We start from the raw sequence: 18,499 nt of genomic DNA on the forward strand, positions 1-18,499 counted from the left end.
TGAAATTATCCAAGTGAGTGAAGCACAGTCCTCAACCAAACAAGCATCCGGCGACGTGATTAATCGCCGGGCCATTCCGCCAATGGCCACCGAAACAATCTGGCATGCGCCGGATGGCCACGCAGTGCGCCGGATCGATTGGCCGGGCGCAGCGGAGAAACCGCGCGGATCAATCCTGTTTCTGCCCGGACGGGGCGATGCCTATGAGAAATATCTTGAATCGCTCGAAGAGTGGCACCGTGCCGGTTGGCGCGTAACCGGAGCAGATTGGCGCGGGCAGGCTGGCAGCGGCCGCTTGGGCGGTGATGCGGTTACCGGACATATCTCTGACTTCAATGTCTGGGTTGAAGATCTTGCCGCGCTGTGGGCCGATTGGGTGGCAAAAACGCCGGGCCCGCACGTGCTCGCCGCGCATTCGATGGGTGGTCAGGTCGTACTGCGCGCTTTGGTCGAGAAACGCGTTGATCCTGATGCTGTGTTCTTGAGCGCTCCGATGCTGGGCATGTCAGGCCCGCCTTTGCCGCTGTCAGTGCTTCACGGCGTGGCAAAGATGATGACCCGGGTGGGTGATCCAAAGCGGCAGGCATGGAAATGGAGCGAGAAGCCGGGCGAGCTGCCGCTGGGCCGCGCGACCTTGCTCACCCATGACAATGACCGTTACGAAGACGAAGGCTGGTGGCGCGACAAACGCCCCGAACTCGTGATGGGGCCGGCAAGTTGGCACTGGGTAGAGCGCGCTTATGCTTCGTGGCGGGAGCTTGAAGAGGAGGGCGCGCTTGAAAGCGTGCAAACGCCGGTGCTGATAATCTCCACTTCTTCGGACAAACTCGTCAGTCACGAATCCAATGTTCGCGCGGCGCAGCGCCTGCCCAATGGCGAGCTGATGGAACTTGGCAAAGAAGCGGCGCATGAAGTGCTGCGCGAAGTTGATGCGGTGCGTGATCCAATCATGCAGAGGATCGCCGATTTTCTTGCGTCCCATGCTCCGGCCAAAGCCCACTGATACCACATGACTGGCACCGTCTACGATTTCGCGATTGTTGGCGCAGGGATGGCGGGTGCAAGCCTTGCCGCCGAACTTGCTCCTTTTGCGAAAGTACTGGTGCTCGAAGCCGAAGATGTGCCGGGATACCATTCAACAGGCCGGTCCGCTGCGTTCTGGGAGGAATGCTACGGAGGGCCCGGCGTTGTTCCCCTGACGCTCGCATCGGGGCGCTATCTGCAAGAGAACGGTTTCCTAAGGCAGCGCGGCGCGCTGTATGTCGGACGCGCACAAGACCGCGCTCAAATGGATGATTTCGTTGAGACCTTCAACGGCACGGGTGTCACGATCGAGCGGCTGGACAGCGGCGGCCTGAAAGAGCGCGTGCCTGCGATCCGCGATGAATGGTGCGATGCGATTTGGGAGCCTGCCTGCGCAGATATCGATGTGGCAGGGCTGCACCAGCATTACCTTAAACAGCTAAAGGTTGAATGCGCAGATCTGGTATGCCGTGCGCGTGCCGGCTCTTTCAGCAGGACTGACGGTGTCTGGACTATCCAGACCGAAAGCGGACAGGAATTCCGCGCTGCCAACATCGTGAACGCGGCTGGAGCTTGGGCGGATAACCTCGCGCAGCTCGCCGGTGCCAAACCAATCGGGATTACTCCCTATCGCCGGACGGTGGCACAATTGCGGGTTTCGCCCGAGGCACCAGATGATCTGCCGCTGGTGCTCGATATCAACGGCGATTTCTATTTCAAATCTGATGGTGGCCGTCTTTGGCTTAGCCCGCATGACGAAATTCCGACACAGCCTTGTGATGCCGCGCCTGAGGAGATTGACGTCGCGCTGGTTATCGACCGGTTCCAGAAAGTGACAAACTGGCACATAGAGGCGGTCGAGCACCGCTGGGCTGGCCTTAGAAGCTTCTCGCCTGACCGGCTGCCGGTTTACGGAGCCGATCCGCAAGTTGATGGCTTCATCTGGTTTGCGGGGCAGGGCGGTTTTGGTATCCAAACCGCACCGGCGGCTGCGCGGCTGGGTGCTCAGATCATTCTCGGTAGCAAACCGGACGGGCTGACCAGCGGGATTGATCGCGCTCCCTACGACCCGTCTCGATTTTTTACATCTTGAGACCCGGCGAAACTCTAGCCAAGCGCCAGCCGATATGTAACAAACTGGCCAAAGCCCAAACACCAATCACGGGAGATTAACGATGGCTCACAAGTTCGAAATCTACAAAGACAAAGCCGAAGCGTTTCGTGTTCGCTTTAGCTATAATTCTGAAGTGATGTTCTCGACGCAAGGGTATTCGAGCAAAGCATCTGCACAGAACGCGATCGATTCGATCAAGAAAAACAGCCCGGGCGCTCCGGTTGAAGACAACTGCTAAGGCAGTGATGGACCTTTGGTCCTTAGCGGGCGTGCCCTTTGCGGGGCGCGCCCGTTTCTATTCAGCGTCCGGTTCGGCCGCCGCGATTTCTTCGGCTGCATCGCTGGCCAGCTTGTCGACACGCTCGTTTTCCGCGTGGCCCGAATGGCCTTTGACCCAGTGCCAGTCCACTTCGTGACGGGCCACAGCTGCGATTAGCTCGTGCCAGAGATCTTCGTTGCGGACGGGTTTTTTGCTGGCTGTGACCCAGCCTTTGCGCTGCCAGCCATCGACCCATTTGGTGATGCCGTCGATCACATATTTGCTGTCGGAATAGATATCGACCTGACACGGTTCGATCAGTGCGCCGAGGCCTTTGATCACCGCTGTCATTTCCATGCGGTTGTTGGTCGTATCGTCCTCACCGCCTGACAGTTCTTTTTCGTGCTTGCCCATGCGTAGCAGAGCACCCCAGCCGCCGGGGCCTGGATTGCCCTTGCAGGCGCCATCTGTGAAAATTTCGACTTTCTTCATGGCTCGCTCCATGCCGCGATACGTGGAATCACGCAAATAGCTGGGCACCGTAATCATCATAATAGTGCCAACGAGAGACGAATTGCATTGGGTCCTTGCGTGTCACCAATGCATCATCGGGTGTGTCGAGCCAGTCTTCTGCGCGGCTCGCAACAAAGCGAAGCGCGGTGCCTTTTGCGATTCCGGGAAGCAGCGCGCGCTCGTTTGTTTCGAGAGGACGTACACTCTCATATCCGGCGATGATCGCGCTGCCCACATCGGCGCGGTATCGGCCGCGATCATCGAAGCTCCACGCCGCATGTGTCGTTGCGAGATCAAGCGCCATTGCCCCGGTGCATGCGAAGTAGAAATCAATCAGGCCAGTCACTTTGCTGCCAAGCATCAGCACATTGTCCGGAAACAGATCCGCGTGGATGTTGGCTTGGGGCAGGCTGCCAAGGTCAAGCTCTGCCGCTTTGCGGGCAGGTTCCAACATCGCAGGCAGGGCGGGATTGATTGAGGCTAGACCGGTTTCTCCACAAGCCTGGAGCACCCGAAGATTGTCGGCAAAGCCCATCGTGTTTGCGCGAACCAGCCCAAAATCACCGCTCGCAAGATGTAGCCGCGCCAAAACCTCGCCAATCGCGCTGGCCTGCTCAGGCGTTGGCTGGGTCGGAGAAACCCCGGGAAGAAACTCGATCAAGGCAACAGCCTTGCCGTGTTCCATCCGGAACGCGTCGCCCGCTCGGTCATGGATTGTACGCGGAACGGGGCAGTCTTTGGCCGACAAATGATCAAGCAGGCCGAGGAAATAGGGCAGATCGGCCAATTCGATCCGACGTTCATACATCGTCAGGATGTAGCGCGCGCCTTTGCCGTTAGGGCCCGTGGTTTCGATCAGCCAGTTTGAATTCGAAATGCCTTCTGCAATTCCCTTCGCAGAGACCAGTTCGCCGACGTCATAATGCGCGATCAGCTCCGCAAGCTCTTCAGCGCCAAGATGGGTGTAGACAGCCATGCCTGTGCGCGAGCCGTATTACTCGGTGAGCTCACGAGGCAGCTTGAAGACCATTTTTTCGGTCGCCGCTGTAATGGTTTGCTCTTTCACATCGCGCAGTTCGCCAATCGCATCGACCACTTCGCGCACGAGCACTTCGGGAGCGGAGGCCCCTGCGGTCAGGCCAAGAGTCTTCACGCCTTCGAGCCATGCAGCGTCAATCTCATCCGCACGCTGGATCAACTTGGCTGGGGTGCCGAGTCTTTCGGAAACCTCGACAAGGCGAAGCGAATTGGACGAATTCGGCGCGCCGATCACGAGCACCAGATCGCAATCTGGCGCGAGGTCTTTTACCGCAGCCTGACGATTGGAAGTCGCGTAGCAAATGTCTTCTGCTTTCGGCCCTTTGATATTGGGGAAACGCCATTCCAGCGCCGCGATCACTTCTGCGGTGTCATCCACCGACAGCGTGGTTTGCGTGAGATAGGCGAGCGGCGTGTCGCTATCAAAGGGAAGCTTGTCGACGTCTTCAATGTTCTCAACCAGCGTCATCTGGCCCGGCTCAACCTGACCCATAGTGCCGATCACTTCGGGATGGCCTTCATGGCCGACGAAAATGATGTGACGCTTTTTCTCGATCTGGCGCTCTGCCTGACGGTGAACTTTGGACACGAGCGGGCATGTCGCGTCGAGATATATCATGTTGCGGCGCTCCGCCTCGGCAGGAACCGATTTGGGCACGCCATGCGCGCTGAATACAACCGGCGCGTCTTCGGGAACCTCGTCCAGTTCCTCGACAAAAATCGCGCCTTTGGCTTTCAGCCCTTCGACAACATATTTGTTGTGGACGATTTCATGGCGAACATAGACCGGCGCACCGTATCGATCGAGCGATTTCTCGACGATTTCGATGGCACGATCGACCCCTGCGCAAAAGCCGCGAGGAGCCGCGATCAGGAGGTTGAGTGGCGTGCGCTCTGTTTGAGCGTCTGATTTGTTAAAGGGCGCGTTCATATCCCACCCTCTAGCGCTTTGCTGCGCGCGCCGCTAGGGCGAGTGCAACAGCTGCGAAGAATGTTTTGCAGCACATTGGATCGATAATTCGAGGACGTGTATTTCATGGCTTTTCGCACCCGTGTTCTTTCTGTCGCTGCACTTGCTGTAGGCTTGGCAGGGTGTGCCAGTGAAGGTGAACTGGTGGTGGATCAGGGCGTCGGCGTTACCGCCGTGCTCAGCTCTTGTCCTGCGGTCGGCATCCCTGACTATACCGGCGATGTGACGGCTTTCCGCACAGGGGGCGATGTGACGCTCGGCAATCTCGACATGACGGCATCAATGACCAACCTGCGTTCAACCTGCAATGACACGGGCGCGAAGGTGTACAGTGAGGCGACGTTCGATGTGCTTGCCCGCCGGACCGATGTGCGCGGTGCGCGGTCAGTAACGCTGCCATTTTTCGTAACCGTTTTGCGCGGCGGCAGCGCCGTTGTGACCAAGCGTGTTGGCGAAGTCACAATCAACTTCGCTGATGGACAAGAACGCGCCAGCGGCACCGGCAAAGCCGGATCGTTTGTCGATCGCAGTGCCGCGACATTGCCGGAGGATATTCGTGAGAAGATCACTCGGAAGAGGCGCGCCGGCGATGTAGATGCGGCGCTTGATCCGCTGACCGATCCCGAAGTGAAGGCCGCAATCGCGCGCACCCGCTTTGAAATGCTGGTGGGTTTTCAGCTAACCGAAGATCAACTAGCTTACAACGCTACGAGGTAATCCGCTTTCGGGCTGGCAGTCCAAACGGCGCGTAGTGCCGCAAGGGCGACCGCCCGTCCGCAGCGACGCGATCTTTGATCGCATGAGCGAGGAAATCGCGCGCCGGATGGCGTGCGGAAAACAAAGACAATGACAACTAACACCACTCTTTATGCTGCTTACGCGGCCATCGTTGAAACCGCACTTTCGCAGCTTGCGAGTGAGGGCGTGCTGCCTGCCGATGCCAGCTTTGCCAATGTGACGGTTGAGCCGCCGCGCGATCCTTCGCATGGCGATCTTGCGACCAACGCCGCGATGGTATTGGCGAAACAAGCCAAAACGAACCCGCGTGCGCTGGCTGAACAGATCACGGCGAAACTCGAAGCCGTTGATTCGATCACAAGCGCGGAAATCGCCGGGCCAGGTTTCATCAACTTGCGGCTTGATCCTGCGGCGTGGCTTGATGAATTGACCGCAATTGGCCGGATGGGCGGCGACTATGGCCGTTCTACGATGGGTTCTGGCCGCACGGTCAATGTCGAGTATGTCTCAGCCAATCCGACAGGACCCATGCATATGGGGCACTGCCGCGGCGCGGTGGTTGGCGATGCGCTTGCAAGCCTGCTCGAATTTGCCGGTCACAACGTTATTCGCGAATATTACATCAACGATGCTGGCGGTCAGGTTGATGTGCTCGCCCGCTCTGCGCATCTGCGGTACCGCGAGGCGTTGGGCGAAGATATCGGCACGATCCCCGAAGGGCTCTATCCCGGCGACTATCTGAAGCCTGTTGGCGCTTCGCTTGCGCAGGAATTTGGCGATAAGCACGCTGCCCAAGACGAAGCCGAATGGCTTCCAGTCTTCCGCGCTGAAGCCGTTGCTCGAATGATGGAAATCATCAAATCAGATTTGGCGCTGCTGGGCATCCATCACGATTTGTTTTCTTCAGAAGCCGCGCTGCATTTGGCGGGCAAGCCTGACGAAGCCGAAGCGTGGCTGCGCGAACATGATTTCGTTTATGACGGCGTGCTCGAAGCGCCAAAGGGCAAGGCACCTCCAGAGGATTGGGAGCCGGTTGAGCTGCCGCTGTTCCGCTCAACCAAATTCGGCGATGATCAGGATCGCCCGATCAAGAAATCGAACGGCGCGTGGACGTATTTCGGGGCCGATCTCGCCTATCACATGCAGAAAGCCGCCAATGCCGACGAATTGATCGACATTTGGGGCGCGGACCATGCTGGCACAGTAAAACGGATCAAGGCCGCCGTCGCCGCTCTGTCCGAGGGGCAGGGCAAACCGATGCCGTTCGATGTGAAGCTGGTTCAAATGGTTGCGCTGATGCGGGACGGTGAGCCGATCAAAATGTCCAAACGTTCGGGCAATTTCATCACGATCGCCGATATGATTGAAGAAGTGGGCAAGGATGTGGTGCGTTTCACCATGCTGACCCGCAAACCCGAAGCGCAAATGGAGTTCGACTTCGCCAAAGTGGTCGAGGCTTCGAAGGACAATCCGGTGTTCTATGTGCAATATGCGCATGCCCGGATCCGTTCGACTTTGCGTAAAGCGGCCGAGGCCGGATTTGCGCCCTCAGGCGATGCCCTTGCGCAGCTTGGCGATGAGGAAATCGCGCTTATCCGCAATGCGGCGCAGTTTCCGCGCATTATCGAAGCCGCGACAAAAGCCAGAGAGGCGCACCGCGTCGCGTTCTATCTTTACGATCTGGCTGCCGATCTGCACGCATTCTGGAACCTGGGTAACGATAATCCGCAAAAGCGGTTCATCGTGGAACAGGACAAGGGTTTGTCGCAGGCGCGGCTTTTCCTTGCGCAATCAATCGGGCAAGTGATCAAAAATGGCCTCGCTGTGCTAGGGGTTGAGGCAGTCGAGTCTATGTAACCAGCCTAACGCGGTGCGTGCGTGGTTGGATGTAAGGGGTGATGATCCGTGGTTATGGAACCTGAATTTGGTGAAGCTGAAGGCACCGCAGACGCGGGCGATGAGCTTGATCTGTCGGAATCCGACAGTCTCCCATGGCTTGAAGCTGACGAAGAAGACGATGAAGGCGGCCTCGATATGGCGCAGATCATCGGCTTTGGCGCGGTGCTCATTGCGCTCTTATTAGGCATTGTGGGCGCAATCTATCTGATTTCGAACAGCGCACGTGATGATGCGCCGATTGCCGATGGCAGCACGATAGAAGCTCCTGAAGGACCGATCAAAGAGCGTCCTGACGATCCCCAAGGCAAAGAATTCGCTGGGACAGGCAATGTTGCACCGGCAGTTGGCGAAGGTCAGACCCGAGAAAGCCAGATCGGTAGCGGCAATGCCAATGCCGGTGGTGATTCCGCAAACGGCGACGCCGCCAATGGCGGTGCAGCGTCCAGTGGTTCTAACGCTGCTGCGGCGTCTTCAGGCGACGGAGCCGGTTCGGCCTCCGGTTCGTCCACATCCGGCGTCGGCGTTCAACTCGCGGCTTACAGTTCACGCGCGCGCGCCGAGCAGGGATGGTCTCAGCTGGTTCGCCAGACAGATGCGCTTTCGGGTGTGCGGTACCGCGTCGTCGAAGGTGTCGTGGATAGCGGCACCGTCTACCGGCTTCAGGCAGTAGCAAGCGACCGCGCAGCCGCCGATGCGCTATGCCGGGCGATCAAAGCTGATGGACTGGACTGCGCCGTAAAATCGTGAGGTTTGCGGCCCAATGCGGCTGCAAAACACAACCTGTCGTCCCCATGGGCCGTTTTCCCCCACAATAGGTGGTGAACGCGCTTGCCTGACTGTGCCTCTGCTGTAACATTTTGGGCATGATTCCAGCGATCTTTGGATGTTCCGGCCACACATTGACGGCTGATGAGCGCGCTTTCTTCCGTGATGCAGATCCGGCGGGTTACATTCTGTTTGGCCGCAATTGCGAAACGCCGGAACAACTGCGCGCACTGACCGATGAATTGCGGGCGCTGCATGGACGGGAGCGTCTGCTGATCTCAATCGATCAGGAAGGCGGCAGGGTTGCGCGCCTGCGCCCGCCGCATTGGTCTGCTTATCCAGCTGGTGAAGCCTTCGACAAACTCTACGCCTTTGCTCCGGCCAGCGCGATCGAAGCGGCGCGGGCAAATGCGCACGCCATGGGTCTTGAGCTTTCGGCGATGGGCATCACGGTTGATTACCATCCTCCGCTCGATGTGCGTCAGAAAGGCGCGCATGATGTGATCGGCGACCGTTCGCTTGGCCATGATCCCATGCAAGTTGCAGCGATTGGGCGCGCGCTTATCGAAGGGCTGGCGTCGGGCGGTGTCACCGGGTGCATCAAACATATGCCCGGCCACGGTCGCAGCATGGTCGATACGCATAAAGAGATGCCGACAGTGCATGCGAACGCAGAGGAACTGGAAACAGACCTCGCACCGTTCCGCGCGCTCAACTCCGCGTTGATCGGGATGACGGGCCATCTCGTCTTCCCTGCATGGGACGCGGACAATCCAGCGACTCTTTCGGAAACCGTGATTTGTGACATCATCCGGGGCGAGATCGGTTTCGACGGTCTGCTGCTGACCGATGACATCGATATGGAGGCGCTTGACGGCACCATTCCAGAGCGTTCGGCGCGTGCTCATGCTGCGGGTTGCGATATCATCCTCAATTGCTGGGCAAAAATGCACGACATGCAGGGCATCTGTGAGGCACTGCCGAATATGTCTGATGATATTGCGCAACGCCTTCATCGCGCTCTCGAAGGGACACGGGTCGCTTCTGCAATCGCTGACGAACAAGCTGAACTGCTTGCCAAGCGTGACGCTTTGCTGGCCCTGCAAGAGGAGGCCGCATGAGCGAGACCGACCAGCAGGGAAACGAGGTCAAAGCCGATATTGCGGCAAAGGCAGAACCGGCACAGGGCGGCTTTATGCTGACCGGCGGCGCGCTGGGCGCTTCTGAACCGACCACAGATATGAATGCTGCTTGGCCGCAGGATGAAGCCGCGAAGCAAGGCGCGAAAGCAGGCGACAAGGCGCTCTACTTGGAGCTGGACGGATGGGAAGGCCCGCTCGATCTGCTGCTCGATCTAGCCCGCCGTCAAAAGGTTGATTTGCGCCAGATTTCGGTTCTCTCGCTGGTGGATCAATATATCAGTTATATCGAGCGCGCGGAGGAGATGCGGCTGGAACTGGCCGCCGATTATCTCGTGATGGCGGCTTGGTTGGCTTACCTCAAATCCGCGCTGCTTCTGCCCAAGGAGGAACAGGAAGACCCGAGCCCCGAAGAGCTGGCGCTGCGTCTGCAATTGCGGCTCGCCCGGCTTGGCGCGATGCGCGAAGCGGCCGGGCGTCTGATGGGACGCGACCGTATCGGACGCGACATTTTCCTACGCGGCGCTCCCGAAGGTCTGCGGATTGACCGCAAGAGAATGTGGAAGAGCGATGCCTATTCGCTGATCCAGGCATATGGGCAGGTGAAGGCCCGTACTTCTCCGCGTATTTATCACGTCGCAGACCGTCCCGTTATGACGCTGGACAGCGCGCTGGACCGTGTTTCAGCGATGCTGGGCGTGACGTTGGAATGGATGGAAATCCGCGACTTTCTCCCCGCACATGCCAATGCGGAATTGCGCAAATCGGCACTCGCTTCCAGCTTTGTCGCGGCGCTTGAACTGGCGCGGACGGGCAAAGCAGAGCTGGCGCAGGATGAGGCATTTTCACCGCTCCGCATTCGGCGGTTGAAGCAGGGGGCGGCTGCGTGAGCGATGAAATTCGCGAAGACTGCGTCCCTAGCGACGATGTGGCGTCAGATAGTGCTGCGCCCGTTATGGCGGCGGACGAGATTGAGCGCGCGCTGGAGGCAACTCTGTTTGCCTCCGAAGAACCGATGAGCGTGGATGCCTTGGCAAAACATCTGGGCGGGCTTGCAAACGGCGATGTGCGAGACGGGCTAAAGTCCCTGGCTGCGCAATATGAAAAGCGCGGTGTCCATCTGGTCGAGCGCGGCAAGCGCTGGCATTTTGAAACGGCGGCTGACCTTGCGCATCTACTCCGGCGTGAACGCGAACAGGTTCGCCGATTGAGCCGCGCCGCGACCGAAGTCTTGTCGATTATCGCCTATCATGAGCCGGTCAGCCGCGCAGAGATCGAGTCGATCCGCGGCGTTCAGACGAGTGCAGGCACTCTTGATGTGCTGATGGAGGCCGGTTGGATCAAAATGGCCGGCCGACGTGAAGTGCCTGGGCGTCCCGTAATTTACGCCACGACACTCGAATTCCTTGATCATTTCGGCCTCGAATCGCGCCGCGACCTGCCGGGAATGGATGAATTGCGGGCCGCTGGCTTGCTCGATCCGGTGGATGATGCGCTTGAGGAGGCGATGGATAGCGCTGGCAGCAGTGACCCAACTGGTGATCATGGTGATGATCAAGAGCCTGAAGAAGCGGGGGAGGAAGACATCTAAGGCGGCTGATTGCGGCTTCTTTTTGCTGGAAATGCCGGGATGACTGGCGCAGCGGGCCGTTCGCCCCTATATTGATACGGTAATTTCAAGAGAGAGACACCTCATGGGTATTGGCTGGCCGCAGCTCCTGATTATCGCGCTTGTCATCCTCGTTCTGTTCGGACGGGGCCGGATCGCTGATATGATGGGCGATTTCGGTAAGGGCATTTCAAGCTTCAAGAAGGGCATGAACGAGGAAGTTGACGACAAACCCTCCTCTAAAGGTCAGATCGAAGCGCCTGCAAAAGACCCCGCCACCGACACCAAAGCGAGCGAAAAAAGCGATTCGCCCAGCTGATTGAACTCCCCCGTGCGCTTCGTCAGAAAGCGAGGCCCGCGCGGATAGAGGTAAGCAATGTTCGATATCGGCGCCGTTGAACTTCTGGTTATTGTGATTGTCGCGATCCTTGTGATCGGGCCAAGCGAGATGCCGCGCGCCATGCGCACTGCAGGCCGTTGGATCGGTCAGGTGCGCAAAGTCTCCGCCCATTTCCGCACAGGCATCGATACGATGGTGCGAGAGGCGGAACTGGAAGATATGGAAAAGAAGTGGAAGGCGCAGAACGAGTCGATCATGAAGCGTTCCGCTGAAAAGGCTGAGCACGAAGTCGGCGAGCCAGTTATGACAGGCCCGCCGCCCATCGCGGATGATGGCGGTTCCGATCCCATGGCTGACGATCCGCCTCCATCCGCACCTGCGCCGGCGGCCGCCCCGTCTGATGATAACACCGCGCCCGAGCTGCCGCTCGATCCCGCAAAGTCACCGAAGGACTAGACGCGGGCCATGGCATTCGAAGTCAAAGATATTGACGAGACCCGCGCGCCGCTGCTCGATCACCTGATCGAACTTCGCTCACGACTCGTGCGCTGTGTTCTGGCGCTTGCCTTGGCTTTCGGCGTTTGTCTCTACTTTGCCGATCCGATTCTCGGCTTTCTGGTTCAGCCGCTGAAAGACGCTTTTCCCGATGGGGAGGGGCAGTTGATCTTCACAAAGCTGCCGGAACTGTTCTTTGTTGATTTGAAAGTCGGCCTCTTCGCAGGCTTTATGATCAGCTTTCCGATTATCGCGAATCAGCTTTGGGCGTTTATCGCGCCGGGCCTGTATGCACGCGAGAAGAAGGCGTTTCTGCCATTCCTGATTGCGACGCCGGTGCTGTTTATTGGCGGCGCATCGCTCGCCTATTTCGTGGTGATGCCGACGGCGTTTCGCTGGTTTCTGGGGTTTGGCGGCGATGCTGGCGGTCTTACGGTTGAGGCTTTGCCTGCAGCTGGTGAGTATCTGAACCTTGTGATGCAGTTCATCCTCGCGTTTGGATTGACGTTCCTGTTGCCCGTCTTGCTGATGCTCTTGCACCGGGCAGGCATTGTTACGAGAGCCCAGCTTGCCGGAGCGCGTCGTTATGTGATCGTCGGCGTGGTGGCTTTGGCGGCGATTGTTACGCCGCCCGACCCTGGTTCGCAGATCATCCTTGCTCTGCCACTATTGCTGCTATTCGAAGGGTCGCTGATCCTGATGCGCTTTCAGGAAGGCGCTGTGGCCCGCGATGCTGAGGCTGCGGCCGACGCAGAGGAAGCCGATAGTCCAGCCGAGACTTCGGCAGACTGATCCGGTTCAGAAGGCCGCGACCCTGCCCTCCTATATTTAGCCATTCCCGAATGCAGACGGCTTCACGCAGGATAAAGCGCCAAACCTTGGCCGTGATCATTCCGAAATAGCGTGAGTATCTATCGCAGACAAAAAAAGGGGCCCGCGAACGGACCCCTTCAAAATTCGTTTGTTCAGCCGTATTATGGGCTGGTTGGAAGGTCTTCACCATCATCGCTAGCGATGACAATGATACCAGCAATCACAGCTGCTGCTGCGAGAAGAGCGATAAGAATACCGTTCTCACCTGATAGCTCGCTCTCTCCTTCGACCGGTGCAGAAGCGCGGTCAAAAGCAGCTTCAGCGATAGCAGGCGATGCAGCGAGAGATACTGCGGCAGTTGCCAGTGCGAGATTACGGAATTTCATCGAATCGTCTCCTAATTGAGCTCTTAGTTAATTTCGTTCAGGTGCTTACTACTCAAACGGTCCTGCTGTGACAAGTCTTAATTTGTATCATCCTGTCATCGGCGGGGTCAAAAGAATAGTTTGCATTCAACATCTTACACGGTTCGTCGCGCAGATCGGTCGGGTTGTCTCAGCCCTCAGGCTCACATTCTTCTCGCAGTTGCACAATTGCAACTTTGGGCTTCGGTGCGTCTTTAAGCATGATTCGCGCCCTACAACCTCTGAGCGCTCGTGGGCCTATTGCCGGGTGTTGGTGACTGAAATATGAATGCGCGACGTAAATCAACGCTCTAGGGATGATTACGTATGCAACACGACCGCTGAGTTTAGCGCATCCGCTTTCCGCCAACCCAAACTTGCAGGATTTCGGTTTCGCGTATGGCGCTGGGCGATGCGAGCATTGGATCGCGGTCTACCAGTAAGAAGTCGGCACGTTCCCCAGCGATCAAACGGCCAAAATGGCCGTCTGCAAAACCGGCATAGGCAGCATCAGATGTGAACGCCTTTAAGGCGGCCTCGCGGCTCACAGTCTCGCTCGGCAGCCAGCCGCCAAAGGGCTGGCCATTGGCGTCGGTGCGGCTGATCGCGACAGCGAAGCCTGCGAAGGCGTCCGTTGGCTCGACGGGAGCGTCAGAGCCGAAGGCGAGCTTTCCGCCCACCCTAAGGACACTGCGCCACGCATAGGCACCTTCTAACCGGTCAGGGCCGAGACGCGCTTCTGCCATTGTGCGGTCGGACGTTTGATGAAGCGGCTGCATCGAAGCAATAACGCCGTGCTTTCCGAATTCCGCGAGCTCGGCCGGATCAACGACCTGTGCATGCTCAATCCGCCAGCGCCGGTCACCGGTGTATGTGTCAGACAATTCCTGGATGGCGAGCAAGACATCAGAATTGGCCGCATCACCGATCGCGTGAATAGCGGTCTGGAAATTGTCGAGCGCCGCGCGGCTCATCGTATTGCGCAGCTGTGCCGGGGTCATCAGCGGCAAGCCGCGTGTCTGCGGCTCATCCGCATAAGGCTCCTTCAGAATTGCGCCGCGCGATCCAAGCGCGCCATCCAGATACAGCTTGATCCCACCCATCCGCAGCTTGTCATCATAAAGCCACGGGGTCGGGCCGGGGCCCGCGATCAATTCCATTGTATCGCCATCGGTCGCGTAAGACATGATGCGGACATTCAGCGCGCCCCGGTCACCCGAACGGCGGAACGTCTGCCAATCCTGAATGCTCGTACCCATATCGGCGACGGCGGTGATGCCATTGTTAAGCAGGATTTCCTGCGCCTTCGCCAAGGCGGCATCGCGGTCTTCGGGGCGCGGCTCTGGCACGACTTTGTTCACGAGCGCTTCGGCTGCATCAATGAAAACGCCTGCTGGTGCCCGGCTGCCGGCCTTGCGGATTATGCGGCCGCCCACAGGATCATCATTCGCTGCTGTGACGCCAGCGACTTCGATTGCCTTGCTGTTGGCCCAGCTCGCATGGCCGTCTACCCGTTGCAGCCAGACAGGACGGTCGGAGATGATCGCGTCCAGCTCCTCGGCAGTCGGGAAGCGTCCAAGGCCCCATTTCTCCTGATTCCAGCCGCGCCCGAGAATCCACGGGCGACCAGGATTGTCTTTGGCGAACTGGTCAATCTTGGTGAGGGCTTCCTCCAGCGAGTTTGTGTCCGAAAGATCGAGCAGCAGAGCGCCAAAGCCGATTCCCATCACATGGGCGTGCGCATCGATCATGCCCGGCAGCATTACTCGGCCTTCGCCGTCCAGCGCAAAATCCACATCGGTAGGACGGTCATCGCCGCGCTTCAGCAATTCGCGAACCTTACCGTCATCATCGAAGACAAGGCCCGTGAACCGGACAACATCGCCGCTTTCATTGACAGTGATACCGTCAACATTATCGACAAGGGTGTCAGCAGCGGCGGGGGCCGCAATCAAGGCGGCGACAGCTGCCAATGTGCAGGAAACAAAACGCATTCAGTTTATCCTTGGTCAGAAGTTTTTCGCGGAAGGCGGGTGATCAGCGCGCTGGTATCGCGCCTGCCTCCTCCGGCTGATTGAACATCAGCGTAGAATTGATCGACGAGGGCCGAGACGGGTGAGGACAGACCCAGCCGCTTTGCCTCATCAAGAGCGTAGCCGAGATCCTTGCGCATCCAGTCTATCGCAAATCCGAAGTCGAATTCGTTCTTAGTCATGGTGGCCCAGCGATTGTCCATTTGCCAGCTTTGAGCCGCGCCGCCGGATATCGCTTCATATGTTCTGTCCAGGTCCAGACCCGCAGCCTCGGCCAGACGGATCGCTTCGGACAGGCCGCCCAATATGCCAGCGATGCACATCTGGTTGGCCATCTTGGCTGTCTGGCCTGCGCCGGTCGGGCCGACATGGACAATAGCTTTTGAATAGCAGTCCATCACTGGCCGTGCGCGTTCCACGGCTGCTTCTGTCCCGCCGCACATCACCGCAAGTTGGCCGTTTATCGCACCTGCTTCGCCGCCACTGACGGGAGCATCGACTGCCTCCACGCCCCGCGACTGCGCCGCCTCTGCGAGACGTCGGGCCATATCCGCGGAAACTGTGGTGTGATCGACAAGCAGAGCTCCGCTGCGCATCGCGGAAAGCGTGCCCTGTTCGCCTAGCGTAACTCCGGCAAGGTCTTCATCATTTCCAACACAGACAAATACGATGTCGGCATCCTGCGCCGCAGCGGCGGGTGTATCTGCAAAAGCAACTTCAAGGTCTTCATCGGCCCACATGCCACGCCATTTTTCGGCGCGCTCGGGTGAACGGTTGTAAGCGGTAACATGATGCCCGGCGCGGGCGAGGTGGCCGGTCATCGGCCCGCCCATCACGCCTAGGCCAATAAAGGCGACAGATTTTGGTGCAGTCATGGCTATGCGTCCTAATCCGCTTTCCCTGATATGCCAATGCGCCGAGACGCCGATCTTTCCTGCAAAGAATTTCTTGTGACGAGCCCCGCAAATCGAATTGCCCTTACGTCGCGGACGGCCTAACCCGCCTGTCACTATGACCAGCGAGAATGCATCTGCGGCTCTCAAGAGCCCGACCGAAGCCGGCCCTGACGCGCTGACCCTCGACACCATTCGTGCGGCAGCCGCACGAATTGAAGGGGCGGTTGTCAAAACGCCGATGATGCATTCGATTACGCTGTCGGAGATTACCGGCGCTGAAGTCTGGCTGAAGTTTGAAAACCTCCAATTCACCGCTGCTTATAAAGAGCGCGGCGCGCTCAACGCTTTGCTGCATCTCACCGAAGAGCAGAAAAAGCGCGGCGTTATCGCGGCATCGGCTGGCAACCATTCGCAGGGACTTTCCTATCATGGCACCCGGCTAGGCGTGCCTGTCACGATTGTGATGCCGAAGACCACGCCGACTGTGAAAGTCATGCAGACTGAAAGCGTTGGCGGGAATGTGGTTCTGGAAGGCGAAACTTTTGACGAAGCCGCTGCCCATGCCCGCACGCTTGAAAAAAAGCTGGGCCTCACTTTCATTCACCCGTTTGATGATCCTCTGATCGCAGCGGGTCAGGGCACGGTTGCTCTCGAAATGCTGGAAGTGAAGCCGGACCTTGATTGTCTTGTTACGCCTATTGGCGGCGGCGGATTGATCTCCGGCATGGCCACGGTCGCCAAATCAACGAATCCCGACATCGAAGTTGTCGGCGTGCAGGCTGCGCTGTTCCCGAGCATGTTCGACAAGATCAAAGGCGAAAGCCATGATTGCGGCGGCGATACTCTTGCCGAGGGGATCGCGGTGAAGAAGCCGGGCAAATTCACGAGCAAGGTCATTGCCGAGCGTGTCGATGATATTCTACTGGTGGGAGAGCCTGCGCTTGAAAAAGCCGTTTCGCTGCTGCTCCAGATTGAGAAGACTGTCGTTGAAGGCGCGGGCGCTGCCGGTCTTGCCGCAGTGCTCAGCAATCCGGAACGGTTCAAAGGCAAGACAATCGGTCTGGTCCTGTGCGGCGGGAATATCGATACACGCTTGCTTGCAAACGTGCTGTTGCGCGATCTCGCACGGCAAGGGAGACTGGCGCGTTTGCGCGTGACTTTGCAGGATCGCCCTGGCGCGCTGTTTAAGGTGATGAGCCTGTTCGATCAGCACAACGTGAACATCATCGAGATTTATCATCAGCGCATCTTCACCACGCTTCCGGCGAAAGGTTTGATCACCGATATCGAATGCGAAGCACGCGATGCCGATCAGGTTGAACGGTTAGTGATTGCGCTGCGGGCGAAGAATTACGTGGTCGAAATGGTCGAACTGAACTGATCGCTTCGCCGCATCGTTAAACTCGCTGCCAGACCTGTCCCGATTTGCGCCGAAGTGGCGCAAGTTGGCCTGCCCAATTGTGTAAAGTAAGGGTTTATTCACCCTGAATCATAGTTAAGGGTCTTTTACCGCAGCGCCCAAGCAGGCATAACATTGTCTTAACAGGCATCGCGCCGATTCCCGCTAGAGAGGACCTAGCCGACCCGTGACGGCACCTATTCGCTTTCCCCGTTTCTTCGTGACGAGCCCCGCTCCGTGTCCGTATTTACCCGGACGCCAGGAGCGTAAGGTTTTCACAGAGCTGAAAGGCGAGCATGCGGATCAGCTGAACGAGGCGCTGGGCAGGATCGGATTTCGCCGCAGCCAGACCGTGGCCTATCGCCCCAGCTGCCTTGATTGTCAGGCCTGTGTTTCGGTTCGTGTGGCGGCGACCGAGTTTAAACCGTCGAGCACGCAAAAGCGCGATCTGAAGCGCAACAGCGACCTTGTCGTGACAGAATGCCGTCCATGGGCCACGGATGAGCAGTTCGAATTGCTGACCAAGTATCTTTCCGTGCGGCACCCCGATGGCGGGATGTCGGCGATGGACGAAATGGATTATGCCGACATGGTCGAGCATACGCCGGTTACCAGCAGCCTTGTCGAATATCGCGAACCGACGGAAACGGGCGAGCCGGGCAAATTGATCGGCGCCTGCCTAACGGACCGTCAGGGCGATGGTCTTTCAATGATCTATTCGTTCTATGATCCGGAACACACTGGCCGCGCCGGTCTGGGTAATTTCATTATTCTTGATCACATTCGCCGTGCTGCTGAAAGCGCGCTGCCATATGTCTATCTTGGCTATTGGGTCGATGGATCGCCCCGCATGCAGTACAAAGTGCGGTATCGCCCGCTCGAAACACTGACCCGTGACGGGTGGAAGCGGATGGAACGCGACGAGCAGAGCAAACTCATCGCCGAAGCGACAGCCCCCCGAGGTAAAAAGGGTGGTGCGGTAGCTGGAAACAGGGGTAAAGACGGACAACCCGTCAAGTTTCCTGCGAGCTAACTTTTTGCCTGATTTACAA

The 18,499-nt window shown here is 58.2% G+C and carries 20 protein-coding genes; 14 read left to right on the forward strand and 6 right to left on the reverse strand.

The genetic code is table 11. The features are described from left to right. The first annotated feature begins 13 nt into the window (after positions 1-13). The 3 genes from KCG46_RS06695 to KCG46_RS06705 all read left to right on the forward strand — a co-directional run bounded on the left by KCG46_RS06695 (position 14) and on the right by KCG46_RS06705 (position 2,375). Positions 14-1,003: an alpha/beta hydrolase gene (locus KCG46_RS06695; RefSeq protein ID WP_369410174.1), complete on the forward strand. Its 990-nt coding sequence runs from the start codon at positions 14-16 to the stop codon at positions 1,001-1,003. A 6-nt stretch (positions 1,004-1,009) separates the two neighbouring features. Further along, positions 1,010-2,116, forward strand: a complete 1,107-nt coding sequence (locus KCG46_RS06700) for an NAD(P)/FAD-dependent oxidoreductase (protein ID WP_218404502.1) — start codon at positions 1,010-1,012, stop codon at positions 2,114-2,116. 82 nt (positions 2,117-2,198) lie between these two features. Next, the gene (locus KCG46_RS06705; protein ID WP_218404503.1) at positions 2,199-2,375 is read left to right on the forward strand and encodes a YegP family protein; all 177 of its coding nucleotides are present in this window, start codon (positions 2,199-2,201) and stop codon (positions 2,373-2,375) included. Between the two features lie 57 nt (positions 2,376-2,432). Here the strand turns inward: KCG46_RS06705 and rnhA are convergent, their stop codons facing one another. From rnhA to ispH, 3 genes are read right to left on the reverse strand one after another with little or no spacing between them, the layout of a single operon-like run. Then, positions 2,433-2,888, reverse strand: a complete 456-nt coding sequence (gene rnhA / locus KCG46_RS06710) for a ribonuclease HI (RefSeq protein ID WP_218404504.1) — start codon at positions 2,886-2,888, stop codon at positions 2,433-2,435. Positions 2,889-2,916: 28 nt separating this feature from the next. Beyond that, positions 2,917-3,885 carry a homoserine kinase gene (locus KCG46_RS06715; RefSeq protein WP_218404505.1) on the reverse strand — a complete coding sequence of 323 codons (969 nt, stop codon included), beginning with the start codon at positions 3,883-3,885 and terminating at the stop codon, positions 2,917-2,919. An 18-nt stretch (positions 3,886-3,903) separates the two neighbouring features. Further along, positions 3,904-4,878, reverse strand: coding sequence for a 4-hydroxy-3-methylbut-2-enyl diphosphate reductase (ispH, locus tag KCG46_RS06720; RefSeq protein ID WP_218404506.1), 975 nt, complete (start codon positions 4,876-4,878; stop codon positions 3,904-3,906). Positions 4,879-4,983: 105 nt separating this feature from the next. Between ispH and KCG46_RS06725 the strand changes: the two genes are divergently transcribed. The 9 genes from KCG46_RS06725 (at position 4,984) to tatC (ending at position 12,694) form a co-directional block, all read left to right on the forward strand. Beyond that, positions 4,984-5,634 (forward strand): hypothetical protein, encoded by a 651-nt coding sequence (locus tag KCG46_RS06725; protein WP_218404507.1) that lies wholly within the window; start codon positions 4,984-4,986, stop codon positions 5,632-5,634. Between the two features lie 129 nt (positions 5,635-5,763). Then, on the forward strand, positions 5,764-7,512 hold the full coding sequence (gene argS / locus KCG46_RS06730) for an arginine--tRNA ligase (protein ID WP_218404508.1): 1,749 nt from the start codon (positions 5,764-5,766) through the stop codon (positions 7,510-7,512). A 54-nt stretch (positions 7,513-7,566) separates the two neighbouring features. After that, positions 7,567-8,301, forward strand: coding sequence for an SPOR domain-containing protein (locus tag KCG46_RS06735; protein ID WP_218404509.1), 735 nt, complete (start codon positions 7,567-7,569; stop codon positions 8,299-8,301). A 116-nt stretch (positions 8,302-8,417) separates the two neighbouring features. Continuing rightward, positions 8,418-9,440, forward strand: a complete 1,023-nt coding sequence (gene nagZ / locus KCG46_RS06740; protein WP_218404510.1) for a beta-N-acetylhexosaminidase — start codon at positions 8,418-8,420, stop codon at positions 9,438-9,440. Positions 9,441-9,559: 119 nt separating this feature from the next. Then, positions 9,560-10,348, forward strand: a complete 789-nt coding sequence (locus KCG46_RS06745; RefSeq protein ID WP_218405350.1) for a segregation and condensation protein A — start codon at positions 9,560-9,562, stop codon at positions 10,346-10,348. Between the two features lie 65 nt (positions 10,349-10,413). Continuing rightward, positions 10,414-11,049 carry an SMC-Scp complex subunit ScpB gene (gene scpB / locus KCG46_RS06750; RefSeq protein ID WP_218405351.1) on the forward strand — a complete coding sequence of 212 codons (636 nt, stop codon included), beginning with the start codon at positions 10,414-10,416 and terminating at the stop codon, positions 11,047-11,049. 103 nt (positions 11,050-11,152) lie between these two features. Continuing rightward, positions 11,153-11,386: a twin-arginine translocase TatA/TatE family subunit gene (gene tatA, locus KCG46_RS06755; protein ID WP_218404511.1), complete on the forward strand. Its 234-nt coding sequence runs from the start codon at positions 11,153-11,155 to the stop codon at positions 11,384-11,386. 57 nt (positions 11,387-11,443) lie between these two features. Further along, entirely contained in the window at positions 11,444-11,863 is a 420-nt protein-coding gene (gene tatB, locus KCG46_RS06760) for a Sec-independent protein translocase protein TatB (protein ID WP_218404512.1), read from the forward strand. 9 nt (positions 11,864-11,872) lie between these two features. Beyond that, a complete protein-coding gene (gene tatC, locus KCG46_RS06765) occupies positions 11,873-12,694 on the forward strand; it encodes a twin-arginine translocase subunit TatC (RefSeq protein WP_218404513.1) in 822 nt (273 codons plus the stop codon). A 182-nt stretch (positions 12,695-12,876) separates the two neighbouring features. Here the strand turns inward: tatC and KCG46_RS06770 are convergent, their stop codons facing one another. The 3 genes from KCG46_RS06770 to KCG46_RS06780 form a co-directional block, all read right to left on the reverse strand. Then, positions 12,877-13,101 carry a hypothetical protein gene (locus tag KCG46_RS06770; RefSeq protein ID WP_218404514.1) on the reverse strand — a complete coding sequence of 75 codons (225 nt, stop codon included), beginning with the start codon at positions 13,099-13,101 and terminating at the stop codon, positions 12,877-12,879. A gap of 365 nt (positions 13,102-13,466) precedes the next feature. Continuing rightward, positions 13,467-15,113: an amidohydrolase gene (locus KCG46_RS06775; protein ID WP_218404515.1), complete on the reverse strand. Its 1,647-nt coding sequence runs from the start codon at positions 15,111-15,113 to the stop codon at positions 13,467-13,469. A 5-nt stretch (positions 15,114-15,118) separates the two neighbouring features. Then, a complete protein-coding gene (locus tag KCG46_RS06780) occupies positions 15,119-16,027 on the reverse strand; it encodes an NAD(P)-dependent oxidoreductase (protein WP_218404516.1) in 909 nt (302 codons plus the stop codon). 136 nt (positions 16,028-16,163) lie between these two features. Here KCG46_RS06780 and KCG46_RS06785 point away from each other — a divergent pair, with 136 nt between their 5' ends. Further along, positions 16,164-17,429 (forward strand): threonine ammonia-lyase, encoded by a 1,266-nt coding sequence (locus KCG46_RS06785; RefSeq protein ID WP_218404517.1) that lies wholly within the window; start codon positions 16,164-16,166, stop codon positions 17,427-17,429. Between the two features lie 205 nt (positions 17,430-17,634). Then, positions 17,635-18,480 carry an arginyltransferase gene (locus KCG46_RS06790; protein ID WP_218404518.1) on the forward strand — a complete coding sequence of 282 codons (846 nt, stop codon included), beginning with the start codon at positions 17,635-17,637 and terminating at the stop codon, positions 18,478-18,480. Positions 18,481-18,499 lie beyond the last annotated feature (19 nt).

It is taken from the genome of Erythrobacter crassostreae (assembly GCF_019204045.1).
GTDB classification, from domain to species: Bacteria; Pseudomonadota; Alphaproteobacteria; order Sphingomonadales; family Sphingomonadaceae; genus Erythrobacter; species Erythrobacter crassostreae.